17 protein-coding genes are annotated in these 15,610 nt (G+C 41.0%); 4 read left to right on the top strand and 13 right to left on the bottom strand.

Annotated elements, in window-relative coordinates:
- Positions 1 to 193: 193 nt before the first annotated feature.
- Positions 194 to 985, top strand: a complete 792-nt coding sequence (locus TSIB_RS03215) for a DUF5700 domain-containing putative Zn-dependent protease (RefSeq protein WP_048160239.1) — start codon at positions 194 to 196, stop codon at positions 983 to 985.
- Here the strand turns inward: TSIB_RS03215 and TSIB_RS03210 are convergent.
- Positions 982 to 2,001 carry an adenylosuccinate synthetase gene (locus tag TSIB_RS03210; RefSeq protein ID WP_015848935.1) on the bottom strand — a complete coding sequence of 340 codons (1,020 nt, stop codon included), beginning with the start codon at positions 1,999 to 2,001 and terminating at the stop codon, positions 982 to 984. The two genes, TSIB_RS03215 and TSIB_RS03210, sit on opposite strands and share 4 nt — an antisense overlap.
- Before the next feature lie 251 nt (positions 2,002 to 2,252).
- Between TSIB_RS03210 and TSIB_RS03205 the strand changes: the two genes are divergently transcribed.
- Entirely contained in the window at positions 2,253 to 3,179 is a 927-nt protein-coding gene (locus TSIB_RS03205) for an SDR family oxidoreductase (protein ID WP_015848934.1), read from the top strand.
- Positions 3,180 to 3,267: 88 nt separating this feature from the next.
- On the opposite strand, the gene pfdA is transcribed toward TSIB_RS03205, so the two are convergent.
- The 12 genes from pfdA to TSIB_RS03145 all read right to left on the bottom strand — a co-directional run bounded on the left by pfdA (position 3,268) and on the right by TSIB_RS03145 (position 13,389).
- Positions 3,268 to 3,714: a prefoldin subunit alpha gene (gene pfdA, locus TSIB_RS03200; RefSeq protein WP_048160238.1), complete on the bottom strand. Its 447-nt coding sequence runs from the start codon at positions 3,712 to 3,714 to the stop codon at positions 3,268 to 3,270.
- A gap of 62 nt (positions 3,715 to 3,776) precedes the next feature.
- Entirely contained in the window at positions 3,777 to 4,013 is a 237-nt protein-coding gene (gene rpl18a / locus TSIB_RS03195; RefSeq protein WP_015848932.1) for a 50S ribosomal protein L18Ae, read from the bottom strand.
- Positions 4,014 to 4,019: 6 nt separating this feature from the next.
- Entirely contained in the window at positions 4,020 to 4,706 is a 687-nt protein-coding gene (locus TSIB_RS03190; RefSeq protein WP_048160809.1) for a translation initiation factor IF-6, read from the bottom strand.
- 41 nt (positions 4,707 to 4,747) lie between these two features.
- The gene (locus TSIB_RS03185; protein WP_015848930.1) at positions 4,748 to 5,008 is read right to left on the bottom strand and encodes a 50S ribosomal protein L31e; all 261 of its coding nucleotides are present in this window, start codon (positions 5,006 to 5,008) and stop codon (positions 4,748 to 4,750) included.
- A gap of 6 nt (positions 5,009 to 5,014) precedes the next feature.
- Entirely contained in the window at positions 5,015 to 5,170 is a 156-nt protein-coding gene (locus TSIB_RS03180) for a 50S ribosomal protein L39e (protein WP_015848929.1), read from the bottom strand.
- A gap of 225 nt (positions 5,171 to 5,395) precedes the next feature.
- Positions 5,396 to 6,871, bottom strand: a complete 1,476-nt coding sequence (locus TSIB_RS03175) for a sodium:solute symporter family protein (RefSeq protein ID WP_015848927.1) — start codon at positions 6,869 to 6,871, stop codon at positions 5,396 to 5,398.
- Positions 6,872 to 7,222: 351 nt separating this feature from the next.
- A complete protein-coding gene (locus TSIB_RS03170) occupies positions 7,223 to 8,386 on the bottom strand; it encodes an NAD(P)/FAD-dependent oxidoreductase (protein WP_015848925.1) in 1,164 nt (387 codons plus the stop codon).
- Positions 8,376 to 8,657: a (2Fe-2S)-binding protein gene (locus tag TSIB_RS03165; RefSeq protein WP_015848924.1), complete on the bottom strand. Its 282-nt coding sequence runs from the start codon at positions 8,655 to 8,657 to the stop codon at positions 8,376 to 8,378. Before TSIB_RS03165 ends, TSIB_RS03170 begins: the two co-directional genes overlap by 11 nt.
- Positions 8,654 to 9,160, bottom strand: coding sequence for a 4Fe-4S binding protein (locus TSIB_RS03160; RefSeq protein WP_015848923.1), 507 nt, complete (start codon positions 9,158 to 9,160; stop codon positions 8,654 to 8,656). The genes TSIB_RS03165 and TSIB_RS03160 overlap by 4 nt, the downstream gene beginning before the upstream one ends.
- Positions 9,157 to 10,590 carry an FAD-dependent oxidoreductase gene (locus tag TSIB_RS03155; protein ID WP_015848922.1) on the bottom strand — a complete coding sequence of 478 codons (1,434 nt, stop codon included), beginning with the start codon at positions 10,588 to 10,590 and terminating at the stop codon, positions 9,157 to 9,159. The genes TSIB_RS03160 and TSIB_RS03155 overlap by 4 nt, the downstream gene beginning before the upstream one ends.
- Positions 10,591 to 10,760: 170 nt before the next feature.
- The gene (locus TSIB_RS03150; RefSeq protein WP_015848921.1) at positions 10,761 to 11,900 is read right to left on the bottom strand and encodes an NAD(P)/FAD-dependent oxidoreductase; all 1,140 of its coding nucleotides are present in this window, start codon (positions 11,898 to 11,900) and stop codon (positions 10,761 to 10,763) included.
- A gap of 4 nt (positions 11,901 to 11,904) precedes the next feature.
- The gene (locus TSIB_RS03145) at positions 11,905 to 13,389 is read right to left on the bottom strand and encodes an FAD-dependent oxidoreductase (protein ID WP_015848920.1); all 1,485 of its coding nucleotides are present in this window, start codon (positions 13,387 to 13,389) and stop codon (positions 11,905 to 11,907) included.
- Between the two features lie 187 nt (positions 13,390 to 13,576).
- Between TSIB_RS03145 and TSIB_RS03140 the strand changes: the two genes are divergently transcribed.
- Together TSIB_RS03140 and TSIB_RS03135 are read left to right on the top strand one after the other, a co-directional pair.
- The gene (locus TSIB_RS03140; RefSeq protein ID WP_015848919.1) at positions 13,577 to 14,557 is read left to right on the top strand and encodes an ornithine cyclodeaminase family protein; all 981 of its coding nucleotides are present in this window, start codon (positions 13,577 to 13,579) and stop codon (positions 14,555 to 14,557) included.
- A 45-nt stretch (positions 14,558 to 14,602) separates the two neighbouring features.
- The gene (locus TSIB_RS03135) at positions 14,603 to 15,598 is read left to right on the top strand and encodes a proline racemase family protein (RefSeq protein WP_015848918.1); all 996 of its coding nucleotides are present in this window, start codon (positions 14,603 to 14,605) and stop codon (positions 15,596 to 15,598) included.
- The last annotated feature ends 12 nt before the right edge of the window (positions 15,599 to 15,610 follow it).

Here is a 15,610-nt window from a genome sequence, read left to right as displayed (position 1 = left end):
TGGCTTGTCCAACATGCAAAACATGAGACACTTCAAGCTCGTAGCCAATATAAAGAAGGTTTGCTGGCTTCTCAATTAGCAGAACAGTGACATAAATCGGAGGCCACATTTAAGCTACCAAAACCTATAAGATAAGAATAGCCCCAGATAAATTCAAAACTGAGATTAAAGAGGGAGAAAGGTGGGAAATCTAATGCTGATCGACACTTTTCCCTGTTTCCTAAAGTACTGGGATGGGAGTAAAGATTCATGGATTGAGTACATTAAAAACTACCCAGAACTCTTCGAGAAAATAAAGTGGGACTATGAGCGTTATAAGATAGACTGGCGTGAGTATTTAGAACTCCTCTCTAAAAGGAGTGTCGATGAACTGAAGCTTGCCTACGAGAATCTTCTGAACGTTCTTCCTAAGGTGGAAGAAAAAGTGAAGAAGCTATTTGATGTTTCGGAGTATAACATTGTCATCTATGTCGGGCTTGAAAATGGGGCCGGATGGGTCACGGAATTTAAAGGAAAGCCTTCAATCCTCTTCGGCCTTGAAGCAATTGCCGAGCTTAAGTGGTACAATAAACTCAAGGGATTAATTGCCCACGAGTTTGGTCACTTAATTCACTGGCTGTTAAGGGGAGAGGATATAGAGAAGCTTGAAGACGAGCAGATAATGTGGATTTACACGGAAGGATTTGCCCAGAGGATTGAGGACTTAATAAGCGGGAGACCTTGGCATCTCGAAGAACCGGGTTGGTTTGAGTGGTGTGAAAGGAATGAAGGAATTATCAAAAGGGAATTTTTAAGAAGAGTTAAAGAAAACGAGCCTTTAAATCCATTCTTCGGTTCCTGGTACACCCTTTTTGGAAAGCAGTACTTGGGCTACTATCTTGGATACAAATTCATCCGTTGGATTGAACAGGAGTATTCATTAGAAAATATTGCAGCAGTAGAAAAAGAAGTAGTTAAAAGAAAAATTCTGGAGTTTCTTTGCTAAATATTTTCTCTTAAGTCAATTATGTGCTCAAGCTCGGGCCCTGTCTTTATGAGAGCCACCGGCACTCCAACTTTTTCCTCTATTTCTGCAATGAAATCTTTTGCTTTTTGCGGGAGCTTGTTAAAATCAGTCACTCCAAAAGCCTCCTTGTCGTATTTGTCAAGCATCGTTACTGCCAGCATTGTCGCACCATTAATCCTTGCGGAGTACCTTGCAAACTCAAAGTCAAACCATCCTACTCTCCTTCTCCTTCCCGTAACAGTGCCGTATTCAACCAGCCCCATGCGCTCTGCCTCTTCTTCACTCATCTCTGTGGGGAATGGCCCTGCACCAACCCTCGTTGGAAAGCTCTTGAAGACCACTATTACATCATCGACCCTCGTTGGCCCTATTCCAACGTCGCTTGCTATGGCCGAGGCCGAAGTGTCTTTAGAAGTAACATAGGGATAGCTTCCATAATAGAGACTTAATCCAAATCCCTGTGTCCCTTCAACCAAAACAAGCTTGCCTTCGTCAAGGGCCTCGTTGACCTCTTGAGCAACGTCTGTTAGATAAGGTTCAAGTTCTTTAAGGTCTTTTACCTGCTTAGCTTTCCTTAATGCTCTATCTGCATTTGCAGGCCCACAGCCAGAGCCGGTAGTTCCTATTTTCCCATGGAGATAACCATTACTCCGGTCAAGCTCTTTATGCCCTGGTTCAATTACAGTACAACGATAGTCAAGGCCTATTCTTCCCCTGACATTAAAGTCTTTTAAGTGTTCAAGTTCATGGAAGAAAACCTCAGGATCAACTAAAACTCCAGCCCCAACTAAAAGTCTTGCGTTTTCATTCATAAATCCCGTAGGAAGTTGTCTTACTGCATATTTTTTCCCGTTTATAAAAACGCTGTGTCCAGCATTTGTTCCTACTCCGCCCCTTGCTATGACCTCCGGTTTATCGTGTATCGCTAGATAAGCGATTATTGAACCTTTTCCTTCATCTCCCCATTGACCGCCAACAACTATGTAGCTTGGCATGGCTCCTTACCCATAGTTAAGAGAATAACATCTTTAAAACAGTTTCGGATAGACAAATGGTGAAAATTAACAGAAATATGTCAAAAAATCACTAATATACCTCTGAAGATCTATTGTGACCTACCCCACCCTTAAAGATAATGTTTTCAGAAGACAAAAAAATGTTTCTCCTTTCATTTTATTTAACAACTATCTGGATAGGTTCCATAAATTATAAATTCCCCAAGAAGAATTTAGAGTGAGGGGAAGCCATGATAAAAAACAAACTCATTGTTGTCACAGGAGGAGCTGGCTTTATAGGTTCACACATTGCCGAGGAGCTTAGCAAAGATAATGATGTTATCATTATTGATAATCTTTATGCTGGTAAAATCGAGAATATTCCACCAAATGTAAAGTTCATTCGAGCTGATATTAGGGATTACAAAAGCATGGCAGAGCTGATTTCTCAAGCAGATTACGTCTTTCATGAAGCGGCCCTTGTAAGTGTGGTTGAGAGTGTGGAAAGGCCACTCTTAACAGAAGAAATAAACGTCCTAGGCACATTAAATGTTTTAAAAGCCCTGAGTGAAGGGCATGGAAAGTTTATCTTTGCCTCCTCCGCAGCTGTCTATGGGGATAACCAGAACCTACCCCTAAAAGAGAGTGAAAAGCCTAAACCTCTCTCACCCTATGGGATAACAAAAGTCTCTGCTGAGTATTACTGCAAAGTCTTTTATGAGCTCTATGGAGTTCCAACCGTAAGCTTGAGATACTTCAACGTCTTCGGGGAGAGACAGGGGTATAATCAGTATGCCGGCGTGATAAGCATCTTCATCAATCGGGCCCTTAAAGGAGAGCCTCTCATTATCTACGGTGATGGAAAGCAGACTAGAGATTTCATCTACGTTAAGGATGTTGTCAAGGCCAATATACTCGCAGCTGAGAGCAGTAAAGCTAACGGTAAGGTCTTCAACGTTGCAAAGGGAGAGAGAACAAGCATTTTGGAGCTTGCCCTTAAAATCATTGAAATAACAGGTTCTTCAAGCTCAATCATCTTTGATAAACCAAGGCCGGGAGATATAAGGCACAGCCAAGCGGATATAAGCGAAATAATGAAGCTCGGTTTTAAACCGGAGTATTCTCTTAAAGAAGGTCTTCTGAAAACGGTGGAATGGTATAGGGGAGAACTCGATTAGAAAAATAACCCTAGCTCCTGATTCCAAGCTTTCATGTAATAAAAGAAAGTATTAAATTGGAATACTTTCAGAAAAGAGAAAAGCAAAATCACTTCTTGGGAACCTTAAACCCCATGGCCTGCTGTTGTTGAAGTTTTTGGGCTTTTTCCGCCAAATCCTGAAGCTTGTGCTCTAGCTGATGAAGTGCCTCTTGGGTCTTGGCAATGGCACTTTCATATTCCTTGATTCTCTCATCGAGGTAGGCTATAGCGTCATCTAAACTCTTCTCAATTGCATAACCAGCGCCGACACTAACAATAGCATTGTTCTTATCTTCTACCCTTCCCTTTAAGAAAGACCCTGCACCTATAGGTACCAAAATCTCTGGTTTTTCATCTTCGACATCCTTAAGGCCTTCAAGAGTTTCCTTAACAGCTTGAAATTCGTTTCTCCCGAGGTTTAAAAGCTCGAGGTTTTGAGCCAAGAGCTGGGCCTGTCCCTGTAAAAGTTGATATTCATAAGCTAATCTCTCAAGTTGCTCATTCCTTTCACTCATTTCCACCACCACAAAGAATAATTAAAGAAGTTTTTAAGGGTGTTGGTTAAAAAAGAAAAAAACTAAGCGAGTTCCAAGCTAAGCCTCTTAACAACGAGATTTTCGGCTTCCACGGGTTCTATCTCTTCAATGCTTTCAATGAAAATCTTTGCCCTCTTAACACGATGCTTACTTCCAATGTCTGAGAAAACAAGTTCCCTAACGTCTTCTGGCTTTAAAGCTCTGTATTCTTTGGTAAACCTGAATTTTTTCCCTCCTTTTTCAAATGTTCCTTTAACACGGAATATCTTAACCTCCATTGCTCCTCACCCCAAAAATCCAAGCGCTTCTTCGATCTTAACTATCTCAGGACCAGACGTAAGGTGGCCAACCACAACACCAAATGAATTTGCAATCATACACGAACCCACAAAGGGCACACCCATGTTGGCGGTTCCTACATAGAAATCAACTTTAAAGAGACTTTCGAGCCATTCAAGCTCTTCATCAGTTGCTTCAGGGTGAATCAAGCCACCTTTGTTAGTAACTACTCCTACACTTCCAACAGCATGATAATTTGCTATTATGCCTCTCTCTACCTCAACATCGAAGATGTCCTCAAACTGCTTTGCTTCCTCCCTTGTGAACTTTGCACTGACTAATGCTGCTTTATCATTTACGAGTATAAGATTCCCAAATGCCGTTAACTTGCTTAAGACTGGTTCAATGGTGACATCTAATCCATTTTCCTGTAGGGAAGCCTTAATTTTATCAAGCTCTGCATCCCATATATAGTAAGGCACCACAATTGCTCTCGAATTAGCTGCAGCAAATATGCCTACTATCCTAGATTTCATTATGCTTGTTTCTATAAGAGGGACTTTCAGGACTTCTCTCAGCACATTGAGCTTCTTTTCTTGAAGGCCTTCCCTAACCAGTGCAAATTTATCAGTGGCTAGTCCAAAAACTCCAAGGTACGGTGAATTTTCAAAGTCAAGTCTCTCGATATGCATTTTCACACCCTCGGTCTTTCCCTCATTGGAAAATATAAGAATCAAGCAAGGTGGACCTCAGCCACCTTAATTCCTTCTCTTTCTTCGATAGTAACTTTAACACGAAGTTTGCTGGGCGGTTTTTCTATTCCTCGTTCCCAGATCTTCTCGTTAACATCTGTTCCCACAAGTACTTCATCTGCTTTTGTATGCCTTGCTATAAACTCTTTAACATAGTGAGCGGCCCTTGGTGCTCTTTTCCATCTTGGAACTATCTTTATGATTTTTCTAATTGGGATAACGTAAACTCTCTCTTCTGCCATCTCTCATCACTCCTTAAGCTTTGTTCTCCTCCAATATCTCCTCTTAGGGTGAGTTAAAACCTTTCTATTAGTTTTAACAATAACCCAGACGGGTATTCGTCTATTTTGTTTAGCTGCCTTTGCCAAACGAAGTTTTTTCGCTATAGGCTTGTTCCTTGCCATTTTTAACTCCCTCCTAAATTTGTGAACGTGAAAATATGCCAGACTAATGGCCGGTTTGGCACAAGCTTATTTAAATTTTTGCTTTCACTCACATTCAAAAATTATGAGGTTAAAAAGCTTTTGATGCTTTTCTTCCCCAGTCCACTCTCTGAAGTCAGTGAGGAATTTCAGAAAGATAGAAAGAACCCTAGCAAAGAAGAATAGAAAGGGTTTTTACCCTTATTTTTATACATTTTCCTCTGGTGGCACCAAAAGTTCTTCTGGTGTTGTATCTCTCTTTCCTCCGGGAACTAAGTACGTAGCTAATATTGCAACCACGAATGAAATTACTGTAGTGGCATAAACAATGTGAATTCCATATGGGTATGCTTTGTTTTGCATATAATAAGCATACCAAATCCCTGCTGTAATTAAGGCAGAATAAATTGAGATTATCGCAGCTTTTGGTGAGGGTTTTGCCCAGTAAATTGCTAAAGCTAATAGTATGAAGACCGAGCCTCTCATTGCATAATTAACATAGGTCGCTATAGGTAATTCCTTAATAGCCAAAGCCATAATTATGCTTATAATACCAGCTATAAATGTCCCTAAACGAGTAACCTTCACTATCTCATCATCATCTGCCTTTGGCCGTAATTTTGTATGATAGATATCCCTAACAAACATTGTTGCCATTCCTAAAAGAATTGGTGCTTCTGTTGAAGCTATTGCGGCAAAAACTCCCGCCATTGTTATACCACTTAAAATCGGATTTGGAATCATCATCAAGGCTAATGGAAAGGCCAGTCTCGTATCAGTTCCAACATAATTCCCGTGCAATGCTATTGTGGCTAAAACGATACTTGTAACCAGAATCCCTAAGGGAGCTACTATCAAGGGAGTTAATAAAGCAGCTCTTTTGGCAGTTTTCCAGTCTTTAGCAGCAAAAATAGGCTGTACACTTGCTTGAGCAGCGAAAGTTCCTGTTATTCCTCCTAGAATCCATGCAAGAACTGTTGAATACCCCATACCAAAGGGATCTAACGCTTTCTCACTTGTTAGTGTTATTGCCCCCTGAGCAACCCATTGGTCTAAAGCCCTTGCAATTCCATCATACCACCCAACCTTCGACATATAAAAGAGATAAGCTGCACCAATTCCAATCCAAATTACAAAAACATGGACAAAGTTAGTTAAGGCAACACTATACATTCCTCCAGCCAAGGTATAGATCGTAATTCCAAGACCTGCAATTATAATAGCCGTGTTTATATCCATTCTCAGTGCCCCACTAAACAAAGCACCTATAGCTCCGATTTGGACTGCCGAAAGCAAAAGGTAGGCAATTATGAAAAAGGCTGCTGAAGTTAACCTTGTTCTCCTGTCATATACTCTTTCAATCATCTCAGGAATTGTATAAACTTTCATTTTATGATATAAAGCAGCCCAAGTTAAACCAAAAAGAAACATTCCAAAAGAAGTCGAAATATTATACCAAATTGGGCTAATACCATATTTAAAGGCCCACTGACCAACTGCAACAGTACTTGTTCCACCAAGCCACTCCGCCGCTATTGCTACTGTAGTCAATGCTAACCCTAAATTACGGCCCGCAACTAATATATCTCTTGAACTCTTCACAAACTTCTTTGCAAAAACTCCCAGACCAATAATCAAAACAAAATATACAATTACAATAATAAACTGGATCGTTATCTCCATTTTTGCACCTCCTTGTTTATCGCTTTATTTCTTTGAATTATCCATAATTGTTGAACAATAGAAATTTTAAGTCTTTCTTTTTAATCATGGCTCTCTTCATTATGATAATTCGAAGAATTGCCAATTTCTTTAAAAAATCAACTTTTATTATTGAAAACTCCAAAAATATTTCACAAGAATATACAAGGCTGAAAATTAGACTCTAGTTGAGAAAACTTTAAGGTTGATCTTAATCTCCAGATTTGGATTAAAATCGTGTGATAACCAATCAAATTCCCCTCAATTTCAAGAGAGAAATGTGAAAACCACTTTTTCTAATTAAATTAAAAAGTTTCAAAGAAAAAATAAAAATCACCCTATCTGGAAAGCTGCACTTCTAAGCTCCCCTCTCTCGAAGCGGTGTGGATCGTACCAGTTCCAGTCAAGAGGAACCTTGCTTTTTCCTTTAACTATAAGTTCTGCCATGGCCTCGCCTACTCCTGGCGCCATCATGAAGCCGTGCCCACTGAATCCAGCGGCAATGTAAAAGCCATCTATGTAGTTAATTTTTCCTATTGCTGGGTTGCTGTCTGGCGTTTTTGCATAAAAACCTGCCCACTGTCTTAATATGTGCACATATTTAAGTGCTGGGATTATACGAGTGGCCCATTTAAGCACACCTCTCAGAAAGTCATAAGTGGGTGTCATGTCATAAGTGGGGCCATATTCTATTCCTGTTCCGCAGAGAACTCCACCATCTTCCCCGTCTTGAAGTACATAAGAATCATTCCATGCTGGTGGGCATACTAAGGGTTCAATTTGGCCTTCTTTAAGAGGTTCAGTCTTTACAAGCTGGTGTTTATAGGGTTTTATTGGAATGAATTCCTTACCCAAACCGACCATTTCATTTATTATGGGGGCCCATGCGTTGGCTGCATTTACTATTACATCCGCTTTTATAATACCTTTGTTAGTTTTTACTCCTTGGACTTCTTTATTCTCAACGATGACACCGGTTACTTCTGTGTATTCATAAATCTCGGCACCCAACTCCCTAGCCTTTTTTGCAAAGGCAAAAACAGTTTTAAATGGATTGGCCTTTCCATCTGTAGGATTCCATTGACCTGCTAAGAATTCATCAGCATTTAGTAAGGGCACTATTTCTTTCGCTTCTTCCGGTGTTATAAGCTTCGTGGGGACATAAAACTTATTGTGAAGTTCTATATTTTGCTTAAAAGCTTCAACTTCTTCCTCCGTTGTGGCAAGGAAAAGATACCCAGTTTGCTTGAAATTCACATCATATTCCAACTCTTCACTTAGCCGTTTCCATCTTTCAACATTATACTTTTGAAGTCTTATGTTGGCTTCATCAGTGAACTGCTGTCTAATTCCAGTAGCACATCTAAAGGTTGAACCACTTCCTATGTAACCCTTTTCAACAAGAATAACATCAACTCCAAGCTTTGCTAGGTGATAAGCTATTGAGGTACCTGTGCTTCCTCCTCCTATAACAACTACTTCCGCTTTACTCTTCATCCATCTCACCCACCAAAACTCCTGCTGGAACAGGTCTAATTGGGATTCTCGTTGCAGGAAGCTTTATTTCATCTGGGCTTTTGCCGGTTTTCCTTGCTAATATACTGATTACCATTGGAAGACAGGTTCTCCCTTGACATGGCCCCATGCCTATTCTGAGAAGCCTTTTTATCATTTCAATGTCCTCAACTCCCTGTTCAATAAGGGCTTCAATTTCTTCTACAGTTACCTCATTGCACCTGCAGATTATCTTCTCGCCTTTTTCGTTCATTCTCTCACCACCTTTACGGCCCTAACATCCCAAGCCAGTTCACGAGGCATCTCCACGGTTATTATCGGCGTGTCCCCCTTGCTCTTCTCCCTTGGAATCACTGTTACAACCTTTCCTTTCCCAACTTCTTCGCCTACTCTACTGAGCAAGATCACTTCCTCTCCAACTTTCGGAACCGGGAGAATTTCATGTGGCATTGTTACCCTTGCCTTTTCTCCAATGTAATGCACCATGAAAAACGCCAATCCCGGGCAAATTTGAACACAGAGAGAACAGCCAATGCATTTTTCATATTCAACGACGGGAAGAGCATTCGGATGCTCCATGAGAACAGCGTTTGTTGGACAAATTTCTGCACACGGCGTGCACGGAATTTCTTGCGGGCATTCCGGAATTGCTACCGGCCGCTGCCTTAGCCTATCTTCATCCGGTAACTTAACGTATTCTTTTAGTTCTTCAACGCTTAAAAATCCCTCTTTCAAATACTGGGGGATTTCACTCATTTTACCACCACCTTCCTGAGGCCTTCAAGAACCTTCCTTCCAAACGGACCGCTTCTGAACACTTCAAGCTCCTTTTGAGCTTTTTCTATTTCTTTGAGCCACTCCGGAGAGGCCACTCCTGCAATCAAAGCGGCTCCAATCCCTGCTATCTTCCCCTCAAGCATTGCTGTGGTTGCTTCCTCAATTCCTGCCGAATCTCCGGCAACAAAGATCCCCTTTACCGTCGTTTCCATTCTTGAGTCTCTTATCACCACATGCCCTCCAAGCTCGGGAACATACTTTATCTGACATCCTACTTGATGAAGAAGCTCTATACTTGGCCTTAATCCAACAGCCAAAGCAATCACATCAACTTCAAAGACTTTCTCTGTCCCGGGGATAACATTCCACTTCTCGTCAAGCTGAGCCACAACCGCTTTCTCAACTTTTTCATTCCCTTCAGCCCTAAGAATTGTATGTCTTGTTAGTATCGGAATTCCAAGCCTTCTAACCTTGGCTGCGTGAACAAAGTAGCCTCCAATCTTTGGCATTGCTTCCACTATTGCTTCCACTTTTACTCCGGCTTGATAGAGTTGATAAGCCAAGATCAATCCAACGTTGCCCGCTCCAACGATCAGAACTCTATCGCCGGGTTTTACTCCATAAGTATTCATAAGGGTTTGAATTGCACCAGCCCCATATACTCCTGGTAAATCATTATTTTCAAACGGGATCATCCTTTCCATTGCTCCTGTTGCAACCACAACAGCCTTCCCCTTAAATTCAATCAGTTCCTTGTTTTTCTTGACCCCCACCACAAGCTTATCTTCCCCATTTTGAAGAAGCATTATTGCTGAGGTCTCTAAGAAAAGTTCAATGTTTCGTTTTCTCAGCTCTTCTTCAAGTATATCAGCTATTTTAATTCCTCTAACTCCAGCAAACTGCTCTCTCTTTCCAAAGAACTTGTGCGTCTGCTTAACTAACTGTCCTCCGAGCATTGGATTTTCATCTAGGAGGACTACTTTAGCTCCACCATCGCTTGCGTTTATAGCTGCCATCATTCCAGCCGGGCCACCACCCACCACAATAACATCTGCCTCAATTCTAGGCGGCTCTTTCCACTTTGGTGGCTTTTTAGTTTCTGGTAGTAGTGGTTTTTCTTCCTGCATTTCTATTTGCATTCCATCTTCAACGAGAGTTATACATGTCCTGACATTTGGAATACCATTAACCTTCATTAGGCAAGAGGAACACTTTCCAATTGCACAAAACAACCCCCGAGGTCTGTGTTTTTTTGTTGAGTATTGGTATGTTCTTATCCCTGCAGCATGGAGTGCCATTGCAATTGTTTCACCCTCATGTGCTTTTATTGGATTTCCTTCAAAATAGATTGTAACTTCTCTTCCACGAACCCTCTCGAAATTTAAAATAGGGTGTTCACTAAGACGCATGAAATTTCACCAATGTAAAATAAAGAGCCCTCCACTTTAAAGATTTTTTTATAAAAAGGTTATTCACTTTTGGTTGAAATTGACTTCATGAAAAAGCCTAAAAAGTTCTTGAGCTTCCTAAAATTCTTCAATCTTATAACAAAAAGGAATAAAAATAAAGTTTACAAAAATCAACCCATTTGTAAAGCTTTTTGTCTTAAGTCTCCTCTTTCAAAACGGTATGGATCATACCACTCTACAGGCAAACTAGTCTTGCCTTTAGTGATTAAATCCGCCATCATCTCACCCACTGCTGGTCCCATCATGAAGCCGTGCCCACTAAAGCCAGCTGCAATGTAATAATCGCTTATCTCCTCTATCTTGCCTATTGCAGGATTACTATCGGGAGTCTTTGCATAATACCCGGCCCAAGTTCTCAATATTAGCAATTCTCTCAACGCAGGAATTATCTTGGAAAGATATGTTGTGACCTCACGGAGAAATCCATATGCGGGGGTCAAATCGTATGTTGGTCCAACTTCATATCCTATCCCCCCGATTACCCCTCCATGATCAGTTTGAGTTAGGTAGGAATCTTTGTATTTGAAAGAAATTACCATTGGATTTATTGCATTCTTCTTTATAGGCTGGGTAATTATTGCCTGATGCCTATAAGGCTCAATTGGAATTCTTATTGGAAGCTTTACCATTGCATTAATGAGCTTTGACCAAGCATTTGTGGCATTGATAACTATACCTGTCTTAATAATACCGTTGTTTGTTTTTATCGCTTTAATCTCATTATCTACAATAATTATATCCTTGGCCTCAGTATATTCTAATATCTTGGCACTCATCTCTTGAGCATGAAGAGCAAATGCCGTTGTAGCATGGAAGGGATCTGCCTTTCCATCAGTAGGATTCCATGAAGCCGCTATAATCTCACTTGTATCTAGGAGAGGCACTATTTCTTTTGCTTCTTCTGGTGTTATAAGCCTTGTAGGAACACCAAATCTGTTTTGGATGGAGATATTCTCTCTAAATTGTTTGACTTCTTCCTCGCTATAAAGCAAAAATAAATAACCAGTCTGTTCAAATGGAAAGCCATATTCTTCACTATATTTCTTCCAGAGTTCTACGGAACGTTTCATGACTTGAACATTGGCTTCATCATTAAACTGCTGTCTTATACCAGTACCGCATCTAAACGTCGAACCCGAGCCAATGAACCTCTTTTCAAGAACCGTTACATCTTCGCCTCTCTTGGCAAGTTCATGAGCCAAGGAGATACCAACTATCCCTCCGCCAATAATAACGATATCGCTTTTCATGGTATCACTCTCCCTTTGAAAGAGCCTTCACTCTCACATTCTTAAGAGGTGGCCTTGCAACTGGAAGATCTATTTTTCCCATGTCTATTCCAGTTCTTTGACTAACAAGCAGTGCTCCATTGAAAAGGCAAAATCTTCCTTGACAGAACCCCATTGCCAAATGAGTAAGACGCTTCACGATCTGCAAATCAGTGATGCCCTTCTTTACTACATCGTCCACCTTCCTTAAGTTAACATCACAACCGCATATCTGCACGTCTTCTAAATTCATGTCTTTGAACTCTATCCTCTGTATAGGCATTGCCTCGGGCTCAAATTCCCCAAGCTTTTCTTTGTAAATGGCTGGAGTGGCTTCATAGCCAAATTCCCTGAGGATGTAAGTCGCCACGAGCTTGCCCTCGAGATAGTTTGCGTAGTGAGATTTTATCCCAGTCGAGCTTCCGGCCACGTAGATCCCATCCCTAATGCGGTTTTGCTCGTCGAGAACCGGGACGTAATAGCCATGTTTGAACTTGAGCTTTCCTCCGGCCTGTGTGATCGGGTTTATATCAGGCAGGCTGTAATCGCTCACTATGACCGCATCGACCTCGTAGACGTTTCCGTTCATGTCTATTAGTCTCTCAACTTTTTCTTCACCCTCAACACGCTTCGGGTTTGGCACCACTATGTACTCGATGCCCCATTTTTCGAGCTCTGGAATTATCCTCTCAGGCTTCCTTCCAACCACTGCGACCTTCTTACCCGGAGCAACTCCCCATTTATTCATTACTTCGAGAGCAAAGTCTAATCTAAAGACACCCGGAAATTCGTTGTTCTCGAAGAGGAGGATGTTTTCTACCGCTCCAGTTGCGAGTATTACCCTTTTAGCCATTATCTCTATCAGCTGGTCTTTTTTAACAGCTGGAACTAAGAAGTACTCTCCTTCATCAAAAACACCAAGGTTCATAGTCCCTTTAAACACCTTCACGTTCTCGTTGAACTTCGAGGTCAGCTCCTTGATGACCTTCTTGGGCTCTCCTTCAAACCCTTCCTGAGGAGTTCCTTCGACGAACACCAGACCTCCGAGCCATCCCTTCTCCTCGATTAAAGCAACGGTTAAGTGCTCCTGGAGCTCAAGAGCCGCCCCGATGCCCGCTATGCCACCACCGATTATGGCCACATCAACGACTTCCCTGAGAACCTCCTTACTTCCATCTATTTCCACTGCTTCTTGAAATTCACCATAGTTCTGTCGCTCTATTCTCATCCCATCTTTTACAAGGGTTTTTCTTCCATCTATATTCTTAACTCCATTTACCACAACAGGTAATGGACCAAAAGTAAAGGCGCCTCTTTTTCTACCCTGCAAGCTTGTGGTTATCCAGAAAACCCCATTGGCAAGCAGTGCAACCGGCAGTTTTTCCCCTTCGTATGCTTCCAGTGGTTTGCCTTCAAAATAGATTGTAACTTTCTTAGAAGGGTCTTTCTCATAAAGATCTAATGGCCGCATTTTATCACCCAAGTATACATTTTCTCAGTTCCTTTATGTATGTAAAATATTTAAATCTTTTGTTTAAATAAGAAAGTTTTAAACCTTTTATTGAAGTTTCAGAAATTTTGGTAGCCTATAGAAATTTAAGGAAATTTGCAAAGAGTATTTATACCAAAAACACAAAAATAGAAAAACGGTGATTACTATGTTACTCCTTACCAGAAATGACCTGAAGAAAGTTTTGTCCATGAGAGAAACTATAGATGCAGTAGAAAAAGCCTTTCTTGAGTTTTATCATAAAAAAGCAGAGGTTCCCTTAAGAACAATAATAGAAATCGAAAAACACAATGGCTTTTTATTGTACATGCCAAGCTACCTAAAAGAGAGCGAGGCCTTAGCAATTAAGGTAGTCTCTCTATATGCCCAAAATCCAAAAAAAGACCTTCCCAGTGTATTGGCAACTATCTTAATAAATGATCCCGAAACTGGAAAACCTTTAGCACTTATGGAGGGGACATATATAACCGCAATGAGAACTGGAGCTGCTAGTGGAGTCGCCACAAAATACCTTGCGAGAAAAGATGCAAAAATTGTTGGAATAATAGGAGCTGGAGTGCAAGCCAGAACCCAGTTATGGGCCATTTCTGAAGTTAGAGATATCGAAAAGGCCTTAGTGTATGACGTGAATAAAGAAAGAGCGAAGGTCTTTGCAGAGGAGATGGCTAAGAAGATTGGAATAGAAATAAATATTTCACTCACGGCCCAAGAGATTGCTGAGAATGCTGATGTTCTAGTTGTGGCAACTACTGCAAAAGAACCCGTGATTAAGGGAGAATGGATCAAAGAAGGCACGCACATAAATTCTATAGGGTGGATGGGAAAAGATGCCAGAGAACTCGATTCCGAAACAGTAAGAAAGTCCAAACTGGTCGTTGACTCAAAGGAAGGAGTCCTAAATGAATCAGGTGATATACTGATCCCCATAAAAGAAGGTGTAATTGACGAAACTCACATTTATGCAGAGTTGAGCGAAATTGTGGCTGGAATCAAGAGAGGAAGAGAAAATGATAATGAGATAACACTCTTTAAGAGTGTTGGACTTGCAATAGAAGATGCAATTACGGCTAAATTGGCCTATGAAACGGCCTTGGAACTGGGAATAGGAACAAAAGTGGAACTTCAATAACTATTATATACTTATTTGTTTTTTCATATTCATGGGTGAACACTTATGTTTGTGAAAAACACTTTTTATGTTGTAGACACCCACACCGAAGGAGAACCCACTAGAATACTACTTTCTGGTCTACCAGTAGAGGGGAATGACATTATAGAAAAAAGAGAATATTTCAAAAAGCACTATGATTGGATAAGAACTGCCCTTTTATGGGAACCTAGAGGTCATGGAGACCAGTTTGGAGCTGTTCTGGTGCCTTCAGATACGGCTGACTTTGGAGTTATCTATATGGACACCGCCGGGTATCTGGATATGTGCGGTCATGCCACCATGGGAGTTGCCACGGCCTTAATTGAGCTGGGAATTGTGGAAGCTAAAGAGCCTTATACTATAGTAAAACTCGAAACCCCTGCTGGTCCGGTAGAGGCAAAGGCAAAAGTAGAAGACGGGGTTGTTAAAGAGGTCACAGTTGTAGATGTACCCAGCTTCCATGTAGGAGAGTTTGAAATTAACTATCCTAATATCGAAAATATAACGATAGACGTCGCTTTTGGAGGGAACTTTTACGTAATAGCGGATGCTCGGCAGATGGGACTCAGAGTCAGAAAAGAATACATAAAGGAGCTTATTCCAGCTGCGTTAAAACTCATTAAAGTCGCTAATGAGCAGATAAAAGTACAACACCCAAGGAAAGGTGTTCAAAACAGAATAAACTTGGCAATGCTTACTGACGAGCCTGAAAGGGAGGATTCGGATGGCAAAAATGTTGTCATATGGGGAGAAGGGAGTGTAGATAGAAGTCCCTGCGGAACTGGGAGTGCTTCTAGAGTTGCTACTCTATATTCAAAAGGAATTCTAAAAGAAGGGGACACCTTCGTTCATGAGAGTATACTTGGGACTCAGTTTAAAATAAGAATCGTTGGAACAACAAAAATCGGCGATTACACAGCAATAGTGCCAGAGATAACAGGAAGTGCATACATAACAAAGATTTCTCAAGACATAATCACAAAAAACGATCCTCTTTGGAAGGGCTTTTTGCTAAGGTAAAAAGAAAAAGAA

The sequence above is a fragment of the Thermococcus sibiricus MM 739 genome (assembly GCF_000022545.1).
In the GTDB taxonomy this organism is placed as follows: domain Archaea; phylum Methanobacteriota_B; class Thermococci; order Thermococcales; family Thermococcaceae; genus Thermococcus_A; species Thermococcus_A sibiricus.
This window is presented reverse-complemented; position numbering and strand designations above follow the sequence as displayed.